This window comes from Actinomadura spongiicola, assembly GCF_003432485.1.
GTDB lineage: Bacteria > Actinomycetota > Actinomycetes > Streptosporangiales > Streptosporangiaceae > Spirillospora > Spirillospora spongiicola.
Window position 1 is genome coordinate 515,893 of sequence record NZ_QVNQ01000005.1, and the last position, 18,064, is coordinate 533,956.

The following is an 18,064-nucleotide window of genomic DNA, read 5'->3' on the forward strand; positions in this document are numbered from 1 at the left end:
TGATCGCGGGCCTCGTCGTGGGCCTGGCCTGGTGGGCCGTCCGCCGCGGCGGCACCCAGGTGCACCGCATCAACCAACCCTGAAACCGTTCCGCCGAAGATTGGTCGTGCCATGTCCATGTCCATGCCCGCGTCCATCTGGACCGAACTGTCGCCGATTCCGTTCACCGTCTCCTATGTCGACGCGGCGGGGGTCCGCACCCGGTCGTTGCAGGCCGGTTCCGGGGAGCCGGTGGTGTTCCTGCACGGCACGAGCGGCCACCTGGAGGCGTTCACCCGCAACATCGCCGCGCACGCCGAGCGGTACCGGGTCCACGCCATCGACATGCTCGGGCACGGTTACACCGGCAAGCCCGACCACCCGTACGAGATCCCCCGGTACGTCGAGCACCTTCTCGGCTACCTCGACGCCGTCGGCGCCGACCGCGCGCACATCGTCGGGGAGTCGCTCGGCGGCTGGGTCGGCGCCCGGACGGCCGTCGAGCACCCGGACCGCGTCGCCAGCCTCCAACTGCTCTGCGCGGGAGGCACCGTCGCGAACCCCGAGGTGATGAAGCGGATCGACGGCAGCACCCGGCAGGCCGTGGCGGTCGACGACGTCGAGCTGACGCGGGCACGCCTGCGGCTGCTCATGGCGTCCGCCGACGACGCCACCGAGGAGCTCGTCGACGTCCGGCACCGGATCTACCACCGGCCCGACTTCGTCGCGAACATCGACAACCTGCTGTGCCTGCAGACGATGGAGGTCCGGCGGCGCAATCTGCTCACCCCCGAGCAGCTCGCCCGGATCACGGCGCCGACGCTGATCGTCTGGGGCCGGAAGAACCCCTTCGGCGACGTCCCGGAGGCGCAGGCCATGCACGAGGCGATCCCCGGTTCGCGGCTTGAGCTGTTCGACGACACCGGCCACTGGCCGCAGCACGAGCAGGCCGCCCGCTACAACCCGCTCAGCCTCGCGTTCCTCGCCGAGGTCGCGGGCTGACCGCCACCCCGCGTCCCACTTCATGACCGGGCGGCCATTGTCGGTCCGCTGACCGGACTCCGCCCGTTGACAGTGCGTTTTGCCAGGTGAACCATCGTTCAATGGACGCCGTGTTGGAGCCCACCACCGAAACCGCGAGCGTGCTGGGCAAGGTCCAGCTCATCCTCGAAGCCTTCGGCCTCGACGACGAGGAGCTCGGCCTGTCCGAGCTGACGCGCCGGACTGGCCTGGCCAAGGCGTCCGTGCACCGGCTCAGTCAGGAGCTGGTGCGCTGGGGTCTGCTGGAGCGGCGGCACGGCAAGTACCGCCTGGGCATGCGGTTGTTCGAGATCGGGCAGCGGGTCCCGCGGCAGCGCATCCTGCGGGACCTCGCCCGGCCGTTCATGGAGGATCTGCTCCGGGCCACCGGCGAGACCGTCCATCTCGCCGTCGTCGACGGGCTGGAGGTCCTGTACCTGGAGAAGGTCTCCGGGCACCGGCGGGTCGGCCGCCCCTCCCGGGTCGCCGGGCGCATGCCGCTGCACTGCACCGCCACCGGCAAGGCCCTGCTGGCGTTCGGGCCGCGCAGCCTCCTCGACGAGGTCGTGGCCGCGCCGCTCGCCCGCACGACCCCGCGCACGACGATCGCGCCCGGCCTGCTGGAGCAGGAGTTGAGGCGCGCCCGCGAACTCGGGTACGCGGTCGAGTACGAGCAGGCCCGCATCGGCTACATGAGCGTCGCCATCCCCCTCGCCGGCGCCACCGGCGCGACGGTCGCCGCCCTGTCGGTCACCGGCCCGGTCGCCCCCGGCAGGGCCGAGCGCTTCGCGAACCTGCTGAACACGGCGGGACGCGGGGTGACCAAGCTGCTCAGCGTCCGGGACGTGTGACCCCACCCCGGACACCACGAGAACGGGCACCGGAGACATCTCCGGTGCCCGTTCGTCGTGCGTTTCTCAGACGGGCGCCAGTCGACGGAACCGGCTGGTGTGGAACACCAGCGGAGGGGTCTCCGGCCTGGCGAGCAGGCCGAGGACCTCCAGCAGGACGATCAGGTGATCGCCGGCCGGGATCTCGTCGTGGAGGCGGCAGTCCAGCCAGGCGGCGGCGTCGAGGACGAACACGCCACCGTCCGGCCTGGGCTCCCAGTCGACCCCGTCGAACCGGTCGCCCTCCTTGCGGGACAGGCGCAGGCAGACCTCGTTGTGGTTCTCGGCGAGCACGCTCAGCCCGAGCCGTGGCGCGCGCCGCAGCCTCGGCCAGGTCTCCGAGGTGTTCTGCACGCAGAGCGACACCAGCGGCGGGTCCAGGGACACCGACGTGAACGAGCTCGCCGCCATGCCCGCCGGTTCCCCGTCGACGAGGGCGCACACCGCCGTCACGCCCGACGGGAAGCACCCGAAGGTCCGGCGGAGCGCGGCGACGTCCTCCGTGGCCTGCTGCATCTCGGTCACCCCCGCCGTCAGGCCCGGTCCGGCGCCGGTGCGGGAACCGGAAGAGGGGCCAGGGAGGGGGCCTGTGCCGGGTCCAGTCCCATGGTGATGAGGCCGGCCATCTCGGCGCAGGCGTAGGCGTTCGGCGGCATGATCGCGGCGGTGGTCACATCGCGCAGCATCCGCTCGTAGCCCCGGGGCCGCATCAGCGCGGTGAGGCCGCCCGCGGTGGTGCCGAGTTCGATGACCCGTCCGATCGCGTCCGCGAGCATCAGCTTCGCCTGGAGGTAGGCGTGGCAGGTGCCGAGCCCCGGCCCCTCCGTGTCCGCCTTCCACGCGGCCCGGTACATCATCAGCCGCGCGGCCTCGACGTGCGTGGAGAGGCGCCCGACCGCCGAGCTGATCGTCGGGTGGTAGCCCATCGGCTGGGCGTAGCCCTTCGCCGTGCGCGTGCCGAGTGCCTCGGTGAGCCAGCTCACCATCGCCTCGGCCAGGCCGAGGTAACAGGCCGTGTAGCCGCCCCACGTGACGGCCGCCCGCGCGACGATCCAGTTGGTGACGAAGTCGTCGATCGGCCCGAGGACGAGCTCGGCCGGGACGTGCGCGTCGGTGATGGTCACCTTGTTGCTGCGCGTCGCCCGCATCCCGAGCGTGTCCCAGACGTCCTCGACCACGATGTTCTCCGGCTGCGCGACCGGGAGCAGGAACGCGACGACGAGTGTCGGGTCGTCGGACCAGTCGGGGCGGGCGAGCATGAACGCGTAGTCGCTCGCCTCCCAGATCGAGGCGTACATCTTCGTCCCGCTCACGCGCAGGCCGCCGTCCGGGGTGCGGGTCGCCGTCACCGTCGGCAGGAACGAGCCCGGCAGCAGGCTCGACGACGACGGCTCCGACAGCGGCGCCGAGATCAGCGCGCCGTCGTCGATCACCAGCGACGCGACGTGCTTGCGCGCCGCGGCGTCGAAGGACGGCAGCTCCCCCACCAGCCGGGTCGCCACGTAGTGCATGTTGAATCCGAGGGCGGTCGACGCGTCGCCCTGCGCGAGCTGCTCGACGGTCGCCAGCCAGGCGGTCGACCCCGCGCCGAGCCCACCGAGGTCGGTGGGAAGGCCCGCTCCGTACAGGCCCGCCGAGCGAAGCTCGGCGAAGCTCTCCGCCGGGATCAGCCGCCGCTCGTCGGCGTCGGCCGCGCCCGGCGCGAGCACGCCCGCGAGCCGCTTCCCGATCTCCGCCATCCGGCGGCTCCGCTCGTCCAGCCGAAAGTCCATGGTTCCTCCACGTTCGTGCGGCGCGTCAGTCCCACATCGGGGGACGCGCGGTGTCGAGACTGACGTTGACGACCTTCGACGCTTGGTACTCGCGGACCGTCTCCGCGGCGCCCTCCCGGCCGAAGCCGCTGGCCTTGACCCCGCCCTGCGGCTGGCCGAGGGGGGTCGCGAACCAGGTGTTGACCCAGACCATCCCGGTCTGGAGCCGCCGGGCGATGCGGTGCGCCCGCGCCAGGTCGGTCGTCCACACGCCACCGGCGAGGCCGTACGCCACCGCGTTGGCGCGTGCGACGGCGTCGTCCTCGTCCGTCCAGCGTTCGACGGTGAGGACGGGCCCGAAGAACTCGTCGCAGGACGCGCTCGTCCTGCCGTCGGGGTCGGCGAGGACCGTCGGCCGGTAGAACGCGCCGCCGCCGAGTTCACCGTCCAGCTCCGGGACGCGGTGGCCCGCGCACACGGTCGCGCCCTCCGCGACGGCCCGGTCGACGGCCTCGGAGACCCGGTCCCGGTGGGCGACGCTGATGAGCGGGCCGAGCTGCGTCGCCGGGTCGAGCGGGTCGCCGACCCGGATCCGGTCGGCCCGCGCCGTGATCCGCTCCAGGAGTTCGTCGTGCACGTCGGCGTGCGCGAGCAGCCGGGAAGCGGCGAAGCACACCTCGCCGTTGGCCGCGAACACGCCGGTCAGCACGTCCTCGGTCAACGTGTCGAGGTCGGCGTCCGGCCCGACGACGAGCGAGCCCTTCCCGCCCAACTCCATCAGCGCGGGAGTCAGCCGGGCGCCCGCCCGACCGAGGATGGTCCGCGCGCTCTCCGTCCCGCCGGTGAAGCTGATCTTGGCGATGCGGGGGTCGGTGACCAGCGCGTCGCCCGCGGTCGCGCCGTAGCCGGTGACCACGTTGACGACGCCGGGCGGCAGCAGGTCCGCGATGGCCTCCACGAACCGGACGGTGCTCACCGACGCCAGCTCCGAGGGCTTCACCACGACCGTGTTGCCCGCCGCGAGCGCCGGCGCCAGCTTGTGGGCGACGGAGATGAGCGGCGAGTTCCACGGCACGATCGCGGCGATCACGCCGAGCGGCTCCCGCGTGGTGTAGACGTGCGACGACTCCGGCGCCCCCTGGATCGTCTCGCCGTGGACGGCCCGCGCCATCCCCGCGAAATACCGGAAGATCTCCGCCGCGGTCGGCACGTCGATCAGCGCCGCCTCGCGGATCGCCCGCCCGTTCTCGGTGGCCAGCAGCGCCGGCCAGTCCGCCGCCGTCGCGGTCAGCCGGTCGGCGATCGCCCACAGCGCGGCCTGCCGCTCCGCCAGGGACGTCGACCGCCAGGTCTCGAACGCGGTGGCCGCGGCGGTGACCGCCTCGGCCACGACCGCGCCGTCGCAGTCGGCGACCTGCGCCCAGGTCCTCCCGGTGGCGGGTTCCACCGCCGGGAGGACCGCCGGCACCGGCCGCGCTTGTCCGCCGACGATCGCGGGCAGGGGCCGGTCGATGGTCAGCCGACCGGTGCCGACGGCCGTCATTTCTCCAGTCCGATGTGGACGGAGTGGAAGGGGTTGTCGATCAGGATGCGCCAGGTGCCGTCCGGGCGCCGCCGGAAGACGTTCGAGTCGATCGCGCTCATCTCGACCGGCTCCCCGTCCGGGCCCGTCCCCGACAGCTCCCAGCGCAGAGCGACCAGGACGATGTCGTCGGCCTCGACCCGGTGCAGCTCCTCGATCGTCAGGTGCGGCTTCAACGCGAGGAACTCCGAGATCGCCGTGCGGAGCCGGTCCATGCCCCGCGCGGGCGCCGTGCCCGGACCCGTCTGGAACACCGTGTGCTCGTCCCAACAGGACAGCGCGGCGTCCAGATCACCGGCGTTCATCGCCTCGACGAACAGTTCGTTCAGCTCGGTGACACTGTTGTGTGATCCCATGCTCGGACGCTACGAGCCGGGCCTTCCCCGGCGACATCGCCCGTTCGTGGGGAGGCGCGGACCACCCGAAAGGGGGATCACCGCAGCAGCAGGGCCGCCAGCTCCACCCGGGAGCGCACCCCGAGCTTCTGGTAGATCGACTTGAGGTGGTGCTTGACGGTGTTCGGGCTGATGTGCAGGCTGCCGGCGATCTCGTGGTCACGCTTCCCGGCGGCGACGAGCTCGGCGATCGCCGCCTCGCGCTCGGTGAGGAGACGGCGCACCGCGGGGGCGAGCGCCGCCGTCCGGGACTCCGCCGACAGGATCGACACGATCAACGAGGGACGCTCGGGCAGGGGCGCCGACGTCACGGTGATGCCGGTCGCGAGCCCGTCCGCCCCGGCGTCCTTCACCGCGTCGTTCGCCGTGTCATTCGCGGCGTCGTTCGCCGGGGGGCGCACCGTCAGCCGCCGTGTCGACTCCCCGCCGTCGATCGCCGCGTCGAGGGAGGGCCACGCGCCGTCCGCCGCGTCCAGCAGCGCACGCGCGGCCCGGTTCGCGTGCCGCTCGGCCCGGTCCAGGTCGGTGACCACGATCGCCTGGCCGCTCGCCTCCAGCGCGCCCAGCCACGCCGCCCGCTCGGCGTCGATCGCCGCCACCAGGTCCGTCGCCGCGACCGCCGCCTGGAACATCCGCGCCGCCACGGTCGCCCGGCGCCGGTCGCCGTCGTCGAAGGCGGGCTCGGTCCCGTTGCGGGCGAAGTTGATCGTCCCGATGACCTCCCCGCCGCTGATCAGCGGCGCGCACATGACGTGCGCCATGTCGTAGTGCCGGAACAGCCCCTGGACGATCGGCGCCTCCCGCCACCGGTCGGGCGGCCTCACCAGCGAGTCGTCCCAGGCCCGCCCGGCCGCCAGGGCCCCGCGCAGGACCGGATCGAGGGCCCGGCCGAACTGCTCGTAGCGATGCGCGTAGAACCGGCTGAGCCCGCGCACGGACGACGCCCGGGGACGGCCCGTCCGCCGGTCGAACAGGTAGAGGCCGTAGGCGAAGGACGGCACGTGACCGGTGACCCAGTCGAAGTAGCGCTCCTGCAACTCGTCCAGCCCACCGGCGGTGACGAGCCGCTCCAGCCCGGAACTCAGGCACTCCTCGTCGGCGGCCATCGCGTCGCCGCCGACGTCGCCGATGTCGTCGCCCATTAGGCGAGTATGCGCCGCCGATAAGCCATCACGCTAGACGCCACAGCCAGCGATTTGTCCTCTCTGTGGGCACACCACCTCCACATGACTCGCGGTCCGGTGAGCAGACCACACACTCGGCGATTTTGCCCTCGGAGTTCGGACCCTCGGCCGGGAGATCCCGCCCGCCCGATGGCGCGAACGCGCGATGTGCGCGTCCCCGCCGCCGGGTCACGCTGTCCGCACACGCCTCGATCCGGTGGACGCTCGACGGGAGCACACATGCAGCCATCCACTTCCCCGGCGCGTTCCCCGCACCCCGGGTCGTGGCAGGACAGGCCGGCGGCCCAGCAGCCGGACTGGCGCGACCACCCCGACCATTCCGAGGCCGTCCGGTGGCTGGCCTCCGCCCCGGCGCTGGTGACGGCCGCGGAGGTGCGGCGGCTGCGGCACACCCTGGCGGGGTTGACCGCGACGGACGAGCTGCTGCTCCAACTCGGCGACTGCGCGGAGAGCTTCTACGAGTGCGCGCCCCGGCACGTGACCGGGAAGCTGCGTCTCATCGACCGGCTGGCGGATCGGCTCCACGAGCTCACCGGCCGGAGCGTCGTCCGCGTCGGGCGCATGGGCGGGCAGTTCGCCAAGCCCAGGTCGCGGGAGACCGAGGAGCACGGCGGGGTGACCGTCCCGTCCTTCCGCGGACACATGATCAACTCGGAGCCGGCCGGCCCGGTGTCGCGCAGGGCGGACCCCCGGCGCATGGTGTGGGCCTACGAGGCCAGCGCCGGTGTGCAGCACGTGATGCGGGAGTACCGCCGGACGCGCGGCGACGGCACGGGTGACACGACCATGGCGGACGGGCCGTGGTCGAGCCACGAGGCTCTGGTCCTCGACTACGAGTCCCGGCTGATCCGCCGCGACCCGGAGACGGGCGACCCCTACCTCGCCTCGACGCATCTGCCGTGGATCGGGGAACGGACCCGCGGCCCAGACGACGCCCACGTCGCCCTGCTCTCCCGCGTCGCCAACCCGGTGGGCTGCAAACTCGGGCCGACCGCGGACCCCGACGACGTCCTGCGGGTCTGCGACACGCTCGATCCGCGGCGCGAGCCCGGCCGCCTCGTCCTGATCCCCCGCATGGGCCACGACCGGATTCGGCAGGCCCTGCCGCCCATCGTCCGCCGGGTGGCCGACGCCGGGCATCCGGTCATCTGGCTGAACGATCCCATGCACGGCAACACGGTGAGATCGTCCCTCGGCCTGAAGACGCGTCATCTCACCGCCATGATCACCGAGGCGCTGCGGTTCCGCGACATCGTCGAGGAGCACGGGCGGCGGCCCTCGGGACTCCACCTGGAGGTCGCGGTGGACGACGTCACGGAATGCGTCGGAGGCCCGGTGCGCGACGAGGACGAGTTGCGACGCCGCTACACGTCGCTGTGCGACCCGAGGCTGAACCCCGACCAGGCCACCGAACTCATCGAGGCGTGGGCCAAGGGGACCGCGACGACCCGCTGAACGGTCACGGGCCCGCCGAGCGGGGTGTCAGCGGCCGCCCGGGACCGGCAGGCCGGACTCGTAGGCGAGCACCACGAGCTGGGCCCGGTCCCGGGCCTGGAGCTTGGTCATGGCCCGGTTGATGTGCGTCTTCGCGGTCAGCGGGCTGATCACCATCCGGTCGGCGATCTCGTCGTTGGACAGCCCCTGCGCGACCAGGGCGACGGCCTCCCGTTCGCGGTTCGTCAGGCCCTTCAGGTTCGCGTCGGCGCCGGTGTGCGGCGGCCGCGCCACATACCGGTCGATCAGCTTGCGCGTGATCGACGGGGAGAGCAGCGCGTCGCCGCGGGCGGCGACGCGGACGGCGTGCAGCAGGTCCTCCGGCTCGATGTCCTTGACGAGGAACCCCGCGGCCCCGGCGCGCAGCGCGTCGAAGACGTACTCGTCGAAGCCGTAGTTGGTGAGGATCACCACGTGCAGGCCGGCGAGGGCGGGGTCGGCGGCGATCTGGCGGGTCGCCTCGATGCCGTCCATGACGGGCATCTGGATGTCGATGAGGACGAGGTCGGGCAGGTGCTTCCTGGCGAGGGCCAGGCCCTCCCTGCCGTCGGCCGCCTCGCCCACCACCTCGATGTCCTCCTCGCCGGCGAGGAGGGAGCGGAACCCGCTGCGCAGCAGCGGCTGGTCGTCGACCAGCAGGACCCGGATCACGACGGCCGCCCCACGGGAAGCTCGGCCTGGACGGTGAAGCCGCCCTCGTCGCGCGGTTCGGCGCGCAGCCGCCCGCCGAGGGCGGTGACGCGCTCGCGCATGCCGAGCAGCCCGACACCGGGCACGGGAGCGGAGCCGGGCGTGGCCGTCCCGTCGTCGTCGACCCGGATGGCGAGGGCGTCGGGACGGTAGTCGATCCAGATCGAGGCGGTCGCGGCGGCGGCGTGGCGGGCGGTGTTGGTGAGCGACTCCTGGACGATCCGGTACGCGGTCTGGTCGACCGCCTCCGGCACGGCGCGTTTCTGCCCGTCGATCCGGAGCGTCGTCTTCAGCCCTATCCCCCGGGCCCGTTCCATCAGGTCGGGGACGCGGTCGAGTCCGTGCGCGGGCGACGTGGAGACGTCGCGGAGGGTCTCCAGTGTGGACCGCAGTTCGCGGGTCGCCTCCCGGCCGGCCTCCTGGATCGCCAGCAGCGCCTCCGGCACCTCCTCGCCCCGCTTGCGCGCCAGGTGGACGGCGACCCCGGCCTGCACCTTGATGATGGAGATGTGGTGCGTCAGCGAGTCGTGCAGTTCCCGCGCGATGTGCAGGCGCTCCTCGGTGGCGCGCAGCCGGGCGGCCTCCTCGCGGGTGCGCTCGGCCTCGTCCGCGCGGCGCTCGGCCTGCCGCAGAGCCTCCCCCGCGGCGGCCGCGGCGACCAGCCACGCGATCTCCAGGACGCCGCGGGCCTGCGCGAACGCCTCGCCCGCCGGCCCGTCCCCGGGCGACACCATGATGGCGAGGGGCAGCGCCGCGAGCAGCGCCACCGACATCAGCAGCGTGACCAGGCGATGCCCGGCGCGCATGGTCGCGTACACCGCGAACAGGTACGCGACCGCGGGCACCTCGAACCCCACCGCGTTGTACCCGATCACGCAGAGCCAGGTGACGGCCAGCACGGCGACCGGCGCGCGCCGGCCCGCCGCCAGCGCCAGGCCGCCCGCCGCCAGCAGCCCATAGCCGAGCGCGTCGGGATCCGCGGCGTGGTGGTCCCCGGACAGCCCGACGATCAGCAGGACCGCGGCGACGCCGACCGCGATCGTCCAGTCCTTGGCGGCGACCGGGACCCGGGACCGTTCTGTGCTCATGGGCGCACCCTAACCGGAGGTATGCGGCGGGTCACTCCTCCTTGTGGACGAGGGACCGGCTACCGCGCGCACGGTAGTCGCCCCCGGCCGGCTCACAGCCAGCCGGCCCGCGACGCTGCCTGCACGGCGCCGATCCTGTTCCCCGCCTCCAACTTGTTGATCGCCGAGTGGATGTGGTTGCGGACCGTCCCGGGGCTGAGATGCAGCTGCGAGGCGATGACGCTGAGGGGGCGGCCGTCCTCGGCCGCCTTCAGGATCTCCACCTCGCGGGCCGTCAACGGGTTCTCGCCGACGGCCAGCATCTCGGCGACCAGGTCGGGGGCGAAGTGCCGGCCGCCCGCGTACACCTCGCGGATCACCCTGACCAGCTCGCCGATCGAGGTCTCCTTGGTGAGGATGCCGCGAACTCCTGCCTTGAGCGCCCGTTGCAGGTGCCCGGGGCGGGCGTCGCAGGTGAGGATCACCACCGGGAACCCGGAACGTTCCCGGTTCAGTTGCTCGGCGACCTCGATGCCGTTCATGCCCGGCATGTGCACGTCGAGGACGGCGAGCCCGGCGCGGTGCTCGTTCACGAGGTCCAGCACCCGGTCGCCCCGGCCCGTGTGGGCGACGACCTCGATGCCGTCCGACAGTTGGAGAAGTTCGGTGAGGGCCTCCCTGGTGAGCGCCTCGTCCTCGGCCAGGACAACCTTGATCGCCATCTTTCCTCCACAGCCGCTCTATCCGCCGAGCGGGGCCGTCGCCTCGACGCGATACGTCAGATCGGGACCGGGGCCGTGGACGAGCGCGCCGCCGACGACGCGCAGCCGTGCCGCCAGCCCGGCGAGGCCGGTCCCGGCGGCGCCCGGACCGGCCCGGCGGGCGCCGTCGTTGGTGATCCGCAGGTGCGCGGTCCGGCCGCCGGTCCAGATCTCGATCCGGCAGTGACCGGCCTCGCTGTGCCGGATGACGTTGGCGGCCGCCTCCCGCGCGACCCAGCCGAACGCCTCCTGGATCGGGCGGGGCAGAGCCGGCGGGACGCGGGCCGTCTCCACCCGGACCCCCATGACCTCCAGATCGGCGCGGACCTGTTCGATCTCGGTGGCCAGGTCGCCGAGGTGGTAACCGGCGGCCAGCGCGCGGACCTCGGCGATGGACCGGCGCGCGAGCGCGAGCACGGTCTCCAGCTCGGCCCTGGCCCGGTCCGGTTGCGCGACGAGGAGCCGCGCGACCAGCTCGCCCTTGCGGTTGATCGCGGCGAGGGTGCGGCCGAGAACGTCGTGCAGGTCCCTGCGCGTGGAGCCCTCCATCATCTGGTCGGCGAAGGCGGGGGCCATGACCACGTAACCGGCCGCCACGGCGGGGATCGCGCAGACGAGCCGCTCGGGCGGCGAGTCCCGGGGGAGCAGGCAGGACGCCCCCGCCCTGAGGACCTCACGGCCGCGGGCGTGGTCCGCGGGGTCGGCGAGGACGACGATCTCGGGCGGGTCGGTGGCGTTGCGGAGGCGCCGGGTCGCGGCGGCGACGCTCATTCCGGGCGCCCCGGCGCCCATCACCACCACGTCCGGACGGGTCCGCGCCGCGCGGAGCACGACCTCGTCGGCGTCGGCCACCTCGCCCACCACGTCCAGTCGGGGAGCCGCCCCGAGCGCCGCCGCGAGCACGGCACGGGCCGACGTCTCGGGTTCGGCGACGAGCACGGAGTACGTTTTCGACGCCGCGGGACACGGCGGCAGGACATCGGTCATGGGAGCGTCCTCCTGGGGTCGGCCTGAGCGCGAGAGTCCCGGCTGCTCGTGGCCGACGAGCGATTCCTCGTGGTCCGCCGCACGGATAAGCTCACGCCCGGCATGTCCCGCCGAATACGCGAGACCATTTCGGATTAGCGGCGCGGAAACCACGGCGGGCGGAGGGAGGGAGAAGCGGCCCGCCCTCTCGTTCGACGGGAGCGAAGATCTCACTCGAAAGTTCCGGGCCGATGTCGCGCGCCGTCGAAACGGGTGGACGTGACCTTACGCGGAGTGCGTGAAAGATCATAGGCAGAATCCCCCACTATGCGGACGAGCCCCTGATCGACTATAACTCGCCCGGATCCCTCACGACAGAAGTGCCCCGGCCGCTCCGACCGAACACGTTCACTGACAGCGGCGGCATGCTAATGTCAGGAGCAGTACCCAGAATGTGTGACGGATCGCATTCCTCCCGCGACACATGGTGATGATTCCTCGATCGCCGGTCCGTCCCGGCGGCGGGCGGATCACCGCCCGGGTTCGTCACCGTCGGCGACGGAACCCGGGCGGTGAACCGGAGCACCGGCCGGCACACTCCGCGACCTCATGAAACCCGTGATGCGCGAGGTAAAGGCGGACGGAACGTTTTGGCCGGAACTGGTAAGAGGCGCCGGGGGCCCTTCACTCGGCCCCGGACCGCGCCGAAATTTCGGACGGCTAACAGATCAACGACGATCGAGTTCCCGGAAAGACGCACTTTCTGTGACCGGGCGGTCACGTGCATGGCGGACCATCGCATCCGGGCGCGACGTATTCGCCGGTGAACCGCCTTGCGATCGAGAACATCCGCGGACACCGAAGCGGGTACCGGCGCGCCCGGGACCGCCGAGGATCAACGGCCGTTCAGTTTGCGCTGGACGAACTCGTGGCTCAACGCGCCGATCGCCGGGGCGTACTGGGACGCCGCGCTGATCGCCGATGGGAAATTCTCCCCCGCCCAGACCCGGCTCTCGCCACAGTCGTCGGCGAAGTCCGTCCAGTTGCTCCAGCGCAGCGTGATGTCGGTGGCCGGGGTGACGCCCGGTTCGACGAGCGAGGAGCCCTTGGGGGTGGGAACAGAGATGTTGATCTTGTTGGTGCCGGTGAACCGGCGCACCTGCTCGGCGAACGCCTGACAGAGGGACGCCGTCGCGGAGGGGTACTCGGGGTGGTCGGCCGAGTTCGAGTGCAGATACGCCTGCCACTCGTTCCCCGTGATGTCGTCGACGGTCCCCTTCCCCGGCCCGCCCCAGGCCGTGACCTTCTCGTCCCCGTATAGGTGACGGATCGCGCTGAACGGCCGCACCGAGTCGAACCTGCGTTTGAAGTGCCACGTGGCGATGGTGACGTCGACGAACGCGACGTCGGACGTGACGATGTAGTGGACCATCTTCTCGGTGTCGTACTTGCCGGTGGTGACGACCGGGGTCCCCGCGACGGCCCCGAACGTCAGGACCTTGTCGTTGAAGAGCTCGGCGGTCATCTTCTTCCGGTCGTCCAGTTTCGCCGACGCCTCCAGGACCTTGTCGGCCTGGCGCCGGTACGCCCGGCGGTCGCGGTGATCGCTGTTCTTCGGCGGCGAGACCTCGAACCGGTCGGGGCTGTCGTAGGAGAACGGCTTCAACCGCCCGAAGTAGGGCGTCGCGAACTGCTGGGTCCGGTAGACGTTGCGCGTCGAGGTCACGTTCGGCTGCCAGCGCGACGGGTTGCGGAGCCGGTACGGACCGTTCACCGGCCGGTAGCCCGTGTAGTCGGCGTAGGGTCGCCGGTTGTACGTGCGCCCGCCCTCGGCGCCGTCCCGGTTGGACCCGTCGCCCCTCCTCGCGGCGATGGCGTTCTTGGCGGCGAGGATGCCGATGCCGCTCGCCGTGGTCGGGTCCTCCTCGGTGTCGTTCGGGTCGAGCCCCGCCGACTCCATCATCTCGATCCAGCGGCTCCTGTACTCCGGAAGGATCGCGTTGAGCGAGGTGAACGCGGAGTAGATGACGGCGATGTTCTTGTTGCGGGTCGTGTGCTCCGTGCTCGGACGGCGCCCGATGTTCGAGAAGATGCCCACGGCCTTCGGGTGGTACGGGGCCAGGGCGTCGAACCACGGCATCTCGATCAGCATGGCGTGGTCCACGGTCAGCGACACCGCACGGCCCGAACTCTGCTCGCGGGACACGCGCTGGAACTTCGGGTAGACGACCTCGATCAGGGCGTTCCCGTGGTCGAGGTCGAAGCCCGCCGCGTCCCGGGGGGCCGCCGCCACGGCACTGGTGAGCGATCCGGCCACGGCGGTCGCGGTGGCGATGGTCACCGCGTATCCCAGCCGCCGGCCGCGCGGTCGCCTCAGGTACGTCATCGGGGGACTCTCCTTTCGACCGGCCCGCCGCGCCGGAACGCGCGGGCCGACAAGATCGTGAAGTGGCGTTCGTTCATGTCAGCGTCCGGCGCCTCGCACGCGCCGGACCACCGCCGCCGGGTCGGCGCCGGTCGCGTTCCCGCGCCAGGCCACATGGTGGTCGGGCCGGAGCAGGACGAGATCGCGCTCCCACACCTCGCGGACGCGGGCGTCCCGCACCACGGCGTGCCGGACCGGCAGTCTCTGGGCGGCCGCGGCCGCCAGGAGCGGGACGGCGCGACCGTCGCCCACGAAGTCGACGAGCGTGAAGGCCGCCGCGAAACGGTCGAAGATCGGCGTCCCGTCGTCCAGGAGAAGGCTGGGCGGACGCCCCCCGGGCCAGGTCGTCGGCGTGTACGCGTGGGGGCTCCACGGCGGTTCGGGCCCCTCCTCGTGGCAGACCACCGGCGAGTCGGCGTAGCGGTAGCCCAACTCGACCCCCGTGTACTCGTTCTCGCCGCGCTCGGCCTGGAGCGTCGACGCGATGGCGGCGAGCGGAGCGCCGTCGCGCAACAGCGCCCCCGCCCTGAGGTGGACGCCGAGGTGCCGGTGGGACGTGTGCATGTTGCGCAGGCCGACCGGGCGGCGCTCGGCGTCGTAGGCGTCGAGGAGACCGGGCCCCCCGAACCCCCGGACGAGGGCGGCGACCTTCCAGGCGGCGCCGACCGCGTCGCCGACGCCGGTGTTCATGCCGTAGGCGCCGGTCGGGAACATCCGGTGGGCGGCGTCCCCGGCGAGGAGGACCCGTCCCGCCCGGTACCGGTCCGCGATCATGAAGTCGGGGCGCCAGCGGGAGGTGAGCAGCACCTTGTCGATCCTCAGGTCCGTCCGCGTGATGTCGCGCACGAACCCCGCCGGATCGGCGGGCGGCGTGTCGAACTCGCCCGGGTCCATGCCGTTGACGTGCACGGTCCAGGTGTCCGCCTCGTCCTGGGCGAGGACGACGTACCGGAAGGCGAAGTAGTGCCAGAACCGGCCGTGCCGGTGCAGGGTGGCCAGGTCGCGGCTCTTGAAGTGCACCATGAAGGCGCTCGGCAACCCGGGGACGTCGAAGCCCTCAAGGCCGATGCCCGCCGCCGCGCGGACCCGGCTCGACGCGCCGTCGCACCCGATCACGTACCGGGACCGCACCTGGACCTGGTCGTCGCTCATCACGTCGACCAGGTGGCTGGTGACGCCGTCGCCGTCCTGGGTGAGGGTGTCGAACCGCAGCCCGCGGCGCAGGTCGATGAGCGGTTCACGCCGGCAGTGCGCCCGCAGGACCGGCTCCAACTCGATCTGGGAGATCCGCTGGCCGGGCTCCACGGGGCGCGTGCCGTCGTCGTGCTCGGCGATGCGGCGGCACTCCTCCGCCACCGACGGAAGCTCCCACGTGGTGATCGGCTCCCCGGCGTGGCCGGTCGACCAGATCACGTCGGCCGGATGCTCGGGTCCCACGCCCGCGGCGCGGACGTCCCCGGCCACGCCGAGGTGCCGGAGGAACTCCATGCTGCGGGCGTTGACGTAGTCCAGCTTCGGATGGTCGGACGTCTCGAAGCCCTGGTCGGCGAGGACGCAGGGGACACCGTGGCGGGCGAGGACCAGGGCGGCGACCATGCCGACCGGGCCCGCGCCCACCACGAGAACCGGTACCGGATGCACCATGCCTCCGAACATGCGCTCGCTCAGCGCGCTTCGCTGGTCGTCCGGTTCGCCCGGCCGTCACCGTCCCGGCCGTTCCCGTCCCCGCGGTTCACGTCCCGGCCGTTCCCGCCGACGTCGAGGACGGCCCCGACGGACGCGCCGCGCCGCGCCGGGACGACGGCGCCCGTCAGCGACCGGACCTGAATCTCGGCGAACGCGGCGTCGTCACGCTCACCGCTCAGGACCGTGCCGAGGAAGCCGAGGAGGAACGCGAGCGGCACCGAGATCAGCCCCGGCTCGATGTCGATGAACTTGAAGTCGGACCCGGCGAAGATGGCGTCCTCGGCGCCCGACATCCCGTTGGAGAACACGACCATGAACATGGTCGAGGCGAGTCCTCCGTAGACCGCCCACTTCAGGCCCGCGGTGTTGAAGCGCCGCCAGAACAGCGCGTACACGACCACCGGCAGGATCGTGGCGCCCGCCACGTCGATCGACGTCGGAATGAAGATGTGGGTCCGCACCGGCAGCATCGCGACGCCGCCGACCACCGAGACGATCCCGACGATCATGACGTTGCGGCGGACGTCCGCCAGCTCCCGCCCCGGAGCGGGCCGCCGTCCGCGCAGGGCGTTGACGTCCCGGGTGACGCAGGTCACCGCGTTGATCAGCAGGGCGGCGAAGACCCCGGCCACCGTGAGCACGGCGACCGCGCCGAGCGCGCCGACCATCAGGGGCCCGCCGAGCTCGTCGGCGAGCTTCGGCAGGCTGATGTCGCGGTGCGCCTTGATCACACCGATGTTCTCCCGGCCGAGGACCGCGACCGAGCCCAGCCCGACGACGGCCATGCAGGCGTAGACCGCCACGACGATCATCGCGGCCCACCCGGCCGACCGCCGCGCGTCCGGCCCGTTCGTCACCGCGAAGTTGCGCATGAACAGGAACGGAATCGCGGCCACGCCGACGACGACGCAGAAGAGCTTGGAGAGGTGGACCCACCGGTCGGACCCCTCGCCGAACAGGCGGCCGGGGCCGAGCAGGTCGTAGTCGCCCTGCGGCGCCGACCTGGCCTCGGCCGTGTCGAGCAGCCTGACGAGGTTGAAGTCGAACTTGACCAGCACCAGCGTGGTCAGCATCGCCACGACGCCGAGCGCCACGACCGCCTTGAACGTCAGCAGCCGGGTGACCCCGGGCATCCCGCCCATGTACACGTACAGGACGGTGACCAGGCCGACGACGAGGACCGACCCGGCCAGCCCGACGAGGGAGTCCAGGCCGAACCACCGGTTGAGGATGAAGGCGATCGCGGCCAGCGTGATGACCGTGAACATGGCGTAGATCGTCAGGGTGACGACCGACGCGGCGATGCGCGCGGGCCGCTCCCTCGCGCGCATCGCGAACACGTCGCCGAGCGTGGTCGCGCCCAGGTTCCGCATGTGCGAGGCGAAGAGCAGCACCCCGAGCATCATCGACATCGTGAACGACGTCAGGAGGAGGACCGCGTCGTAGCCGCTCAACGCGACATGACCGGTGATGATGAACAGGGTCGAGTACATGAGGGGGGCCGCGGCCAGCGCCAGGGCGTTCTGGCCGGGGCCGATTCGGCGTCCCGCGAGCAGGAAGTCGCCCTGGTCGCGGATGCCGCCGCGCACGGCCCGCACGAGGAGGAACACGACGACCGCGATGGCGAGGGTCGCCGGAACGGCGACCGCGGGCGCCGCCCACGTGTTGTCGACCGGGGGCGGTGGATCGGCGAGAACGGTCATCGGGTTTCTCCCTTCGGACCCACATCCGGCCCCGCTTCCAGACCCGCCCGGACCTGTTCACCGAGGGGGTCCAGCCGGGTACGGGCGTACCGCAGGTACAGCCCGGAGAGCGTGACCACGAGGACGAACGAGAGGAGGACGAACAGCAGGCCGAGGTTCACGGGCCCGCCGACCTCCCGCCGGAAGAAGTCCGGCGCGAAGGTGGCGAGCGCGCTTCCGGTGAACCACCACCCGAAGAACACGACGCTCGCCCAGAGGAGGAAGGCCTGTGATCGGCGCCGCAGGGTCTGGAACTCGGCGCTGGAATGGGCAGCGACATAGCGGTCACCGTCCGCTGGCGGACTCTGCGTGACCATGACACCTCCTGCGTGACGAGGACGCCGGTGCGCCGACGCGCAGCGCCGACGTCGTGGCGTGGCGGTCAGTAGGCAGTCTCAGCGAGCGCCGCCGCGCGAACATGGCCCATTCACG

General features: G+C 72.1%; 16 protein-coding genes. 3 read left to right on the forward strand and 13 right to left on the reverse strand.

What is annotated here, in order from left to right; genetic code table 11:
- The first annotated feature begins 111 nt into the window (after nucleotides 1-111).
- Together D0T12_RS18780 and D0T12_RS18785 are read left to right on the forward strand one after the other, a co-directional pair.
- Nucleotides 112-981, forward strand: a complete 870-nt coding sequence (locus D0T12_RS18780; protein ID WP_199487534.1) for an alpha/beta fold hydrolase — start codon at nucleotides 112-114, stop codon at nucleotides 979-981.
- Nucleotides 982-1,082: 101 nt separating this feature from the next.
- On the forward strand, nucleotides 1,083-1,850 hold the full coding sequence (locus D0T12_RS18785; RefSeq protein WP_117400879.1) for an IclR family transcriptional regulator: 768 nt from the start codon (nucleotides 1,083-1,085) through the stop codon (nucleotides 1,848-1,850).
- A gap of 66 nt (nucleotides 1,851-1,916) precedes the next feature.
- Here the strand turns inward: D0T12_RS18785 and D0T12_RS18790 are convergent, their stop codons facing one another.
- The 5 genes from D0T12_RS18790 to D0T12_RS18810 form a co-directional block, all read right to left on the reverse strand.
- Nucleotides 1,917-2,405 (reverse strand): flavin reductase family protein, encoded by a 489-nt coding sequence (locus D0T12_RS18790; RefSeq protein ID WP_117401114.1) that lies wholly within the window; start codon nucleotides 2,403-2,405, stop codon nucleotides 1,917-1,919.
- 17 nt (nucleotides 2,406-2,422) lie between these two features.
- Nucleotides 2,423-3,661, reverse strand: coding sequence for an acyl-CoA dehydrogenase family protein (locus D0T12_RS18795; protein ID WP_117400880.1), 1,239 nt, complete (start codon nucleotides 3,659-3,661; stop codon nucleotides 2,423-2,425).
- A 25-nt stretch (nucleotides 3,662-3,686) separates the two neighbouring features.
- A complete protein-coding gene (locus tag D0T12_RS18800) occupies nucleotides 3,687-5,183 on the reverse strand; it encodes an aldehyde dehydrogenase family protein (protein ID WP_117400881.1) in 1,497 nt (498 codons plus the stop codon).
- Nucleotides 5,180-5,578: a YybH family protein gene (locus tag D0T12_RS18805; RefSeq protein ID WP_117400882.1), complete on the reverse strand. Its 399-nt coding sequence runs from the start codon at nucleotides 5,576-5,578 to the stop codon at nucleotides 5,180-5,182. The genes D0T12_RS18800 and D0T12_RS18805 overlap by 4 nt, the downstream gene beginning before the upstream one ends.
- Nucleotides 5,579-5,655: 77 nt before the next feature.
- Complete coding sequence (locus D0T12_RS18810) at nucleotides 5,656-6,759, reverse strand: LuxR C-terminal-related transcriptional regulator (RefSeq protein ID WP_117400883.1); 1,104 nt, start codon at nucleotides 6,757-6,759, stop codon at nucleotides 5,656-5,658.
- Between the two features lie 261 nt (nucleotides 6,760-7,020).
- Here D0T12_RS18810 and D0T12_RS18815 point away from each other — a divergent pair, with 261 nt between their 5' ends.
- On the forward strand, nucleotides 7,021-8,256 hold the full coding sequence (locus D0T12_RS18815) for a 3-deoxy-7-phosphoheptulonate synthase (RefSeq protein ID WP_117400884.1): 1,236 nt from the start codon (nucleotides 7,021-7,023) through the stop codon (nucleotides 8,254-8,256).
- 27 nt (nucleotides 8,257-8,283) lie between these two features.
- Here the strand turns inward: D0T12_RS18815 and D0T12_RS18820 are convergent, their stop codons facing one another.
- From D0T12_RS18820 to D0T12_RS18855, 8 genes are all read right to left on the reverse strand, one after another.
- Entirely contained in the window at nucleotides 8,284-8,946 is a 663-nt protein-coding gene (locus tag D0T12_RS18820) for a response regulator (protein WP_117400885.1), read from the reverse strand.
- Complete coding sequence (locus tag D0T12_RS18825; protein ID WP_117400886.1) at nucleotides 8,943-10,073, reverse strand: sensor histidine kinase; 1,131 nt, start codon at nucleotides 10,071-10,073, stop codon at nucleotides 8,943-8,945. The genes D0T12_RS18820 and D0T12_RS18825 overlap by 4 nt, the downstream gene beginning before the upstream one ends.
- Before the next feature lie 92 nt (nucleotides 10,074-10,165).
- Nucleotides 10,166-10,774, reverse strand: coding sequence for a response regulator transcription factor (locus D0T12_RS18830; protein WP_117400887.1), 609 nt, complete (start codon nucleotides 10,772-10,774; stop codon nucleotides 10,166-10,168).
- Nucleotides 10,775-10,792: 18 nt separating this feature from the next.
- Nucleotides 10,793-11,800 carry a histidine kinase gene (locus D0T12_RS18835; RefSeq protein ID WP_117400888.1) on the reverse strand — a complete coding sequence of 336 codons (1,008 nt, stop codon included), beginning with the start codon at nucleotides 11,798-11,800 and terminating at the stop codon, nucleotides 10,793-10,795.
- An 874-nt stretch (nucleotides 11,801-12,674) separates the two neighbouring features.
- Nucleotides 12,675-14,165: a DUF6851 domain-containing protein gene (locus D0T12_RS18840; protein ID WP_199487535.1), complete on the reverse strand. Its 1,491-nt coding sequence runs from the start codon at nucleotides 14,163-14,165 to the stop codon at nucleotides 12,675-12,677.
- Between the two features lie 78 nt (nucleotides 14,166-14,243).
- Nucleotides 14,244-15,848, reverse strand: a complete 1,605-nt coding sequence (locus D0T12_RS18845) for an FAD-dependent monooxygenase (RefSeq protein WP_199487536.1) — start codon at nucleotides 15,846-15,848, stop codon at nucleotides 14,244-14,246.
- A gap of 20 nt (nucleotides 15,849-15,868) precedes the next feature.
- Nucleotides 15,869-17,593 (reverse strand): solute symporter family protein, encoded by a 1,725-nt coding sequence (locus D0T12_RS18850; RefSeq protein WP_117400889.1) that lies wholly within the window; start codon nucleotides 17,591-17,593, stop codon nucleotides 15,869-15,871.
- Nucleotides 17,590-17,949: a DUF485 domain-containing protein gene (locus D0T12_RS18855; RefSeq protein ID WP_117400890.1), complete on the reverse strand. Its 360-nt coding sequence runs from the start codon at nucleotides 17,947-17,949 to the stop codon at nucleotides 17,590-17,592. The genes D0T12_RS18850 and D0T12_RS18855 overlap by 4 nt, the downstream gene beginning before the upstream one ends.
- Between the last annotated feature and the right edge of the window lie 115 nt (nucleotides 17,950-18,064).

Bases quoted from the DNA above. Each gene is read 5' to 3' on its own strand.
- D0T12_RS18845 (WP_199487536.1), bottom strand. From the start codon at position 15,848: ATGGTGCATCCGGTACCGGTTCTCGTGGTGGGCGCGGGCCCGGTCGGC.
- D0T12_RS18785 (WP_117400879.1), top strand. From the start codon at position 1,083: ATGGACGCCGTGTTGGAGCCCACCACCGAAACCGCGAGCGTGCTGGGC.
- D0T12_RS18810 (WP_117400883.1), bottom strand. From the start codon at position 6,759: ATGGGCGACGACATCGGCGACGTCGGCGGCGACGCGATGGCCGCCGAC.
- D0T12_RS18800 (WP_117400881.1), bottom strand. From the start codon at position 5,183: ATGACGGCCGTCGGCACCGGTCGGCTGACCATCGACCGGCCCCTGCCC.
- D0T12_RS18850 (WP_117400889.1), bottom strand. From the start codon at position 17,593: ATGACCGTTCTCGCCGATCCACCGCCCCCGGTCGACAACACGTGGGCG.
- D0T12_RS18830 (WP_117400887.1), bottom strand. From the start codon at position 10,774: ATGGCGATCAAGGTTGTCCTGGCCGAGGACGAGGCGCTCACCAGGGAG.
- D0T12_RS18815 (WP_117400884.1), top strand. From the start codon at position 7,021: ATGCAGCCATCCACTTCCCCGGCGCGTTCCCCGCACCCCGGGTCGTGG.
- D0T12_RS18790 (WP_117401114.1), bottom strand. From the start codon at position 2,405: ATGCAGCAGGCCACGGAGGACGTCGCCGCGCTCCGCCGGACCTTCGGG.
- D0T12_RS18835 (WP_117400888.1), bottom strand. From the start codon at position 11,800: ATGACCGATGTCCTGCCGCCGTGTCCCGCGGCGTCGAAAACGTACTCC.
- D0T12_RS18795 (WP_117400880.1), bottom strand. From the start codon at position 3,661: ATGGACTTTCGGCTGGACGAGCGGAGCCGCCGGATGGCGGAGATCGGG.
- D0T12_RS18805 (WP_117400882.1), bottom strand. From the start codon at position 5,578: ATGGGATCACACAACAGTGTCACCGAGCTGAACGAACTGTTCGTCGAG.
- D0T12_RS18840 (WP_199487535.1), bottom strand. From the start codon at position 14,165: ATGACGTACCTGAGGCGACCGCGCGGCCGGCGGCTGGGATACGCGGTG.
- D0T12_RS18825 (WP_117400886.1), bottom strand. From the start codon at position 10,073: ATGAGCACAGAACGGTCCCGGGTCCCGGTCGCCGCCAAGGACTGGACG.
- D0T12_RS18780 (WP_199487534.1), top strand. From the start codon at position 112: ATGTCCATGTCCATGCCCGCGTCCATCTGGACCGAACTGTCGCCGATT.
- D0T12_RS18855 (WP_117400890.1), bottom strand. From the start codon at position 17,949: ATGGTCACGCAGAGTCCGCCAGCGGACGGTGACCGCTATGTCGCTGCC.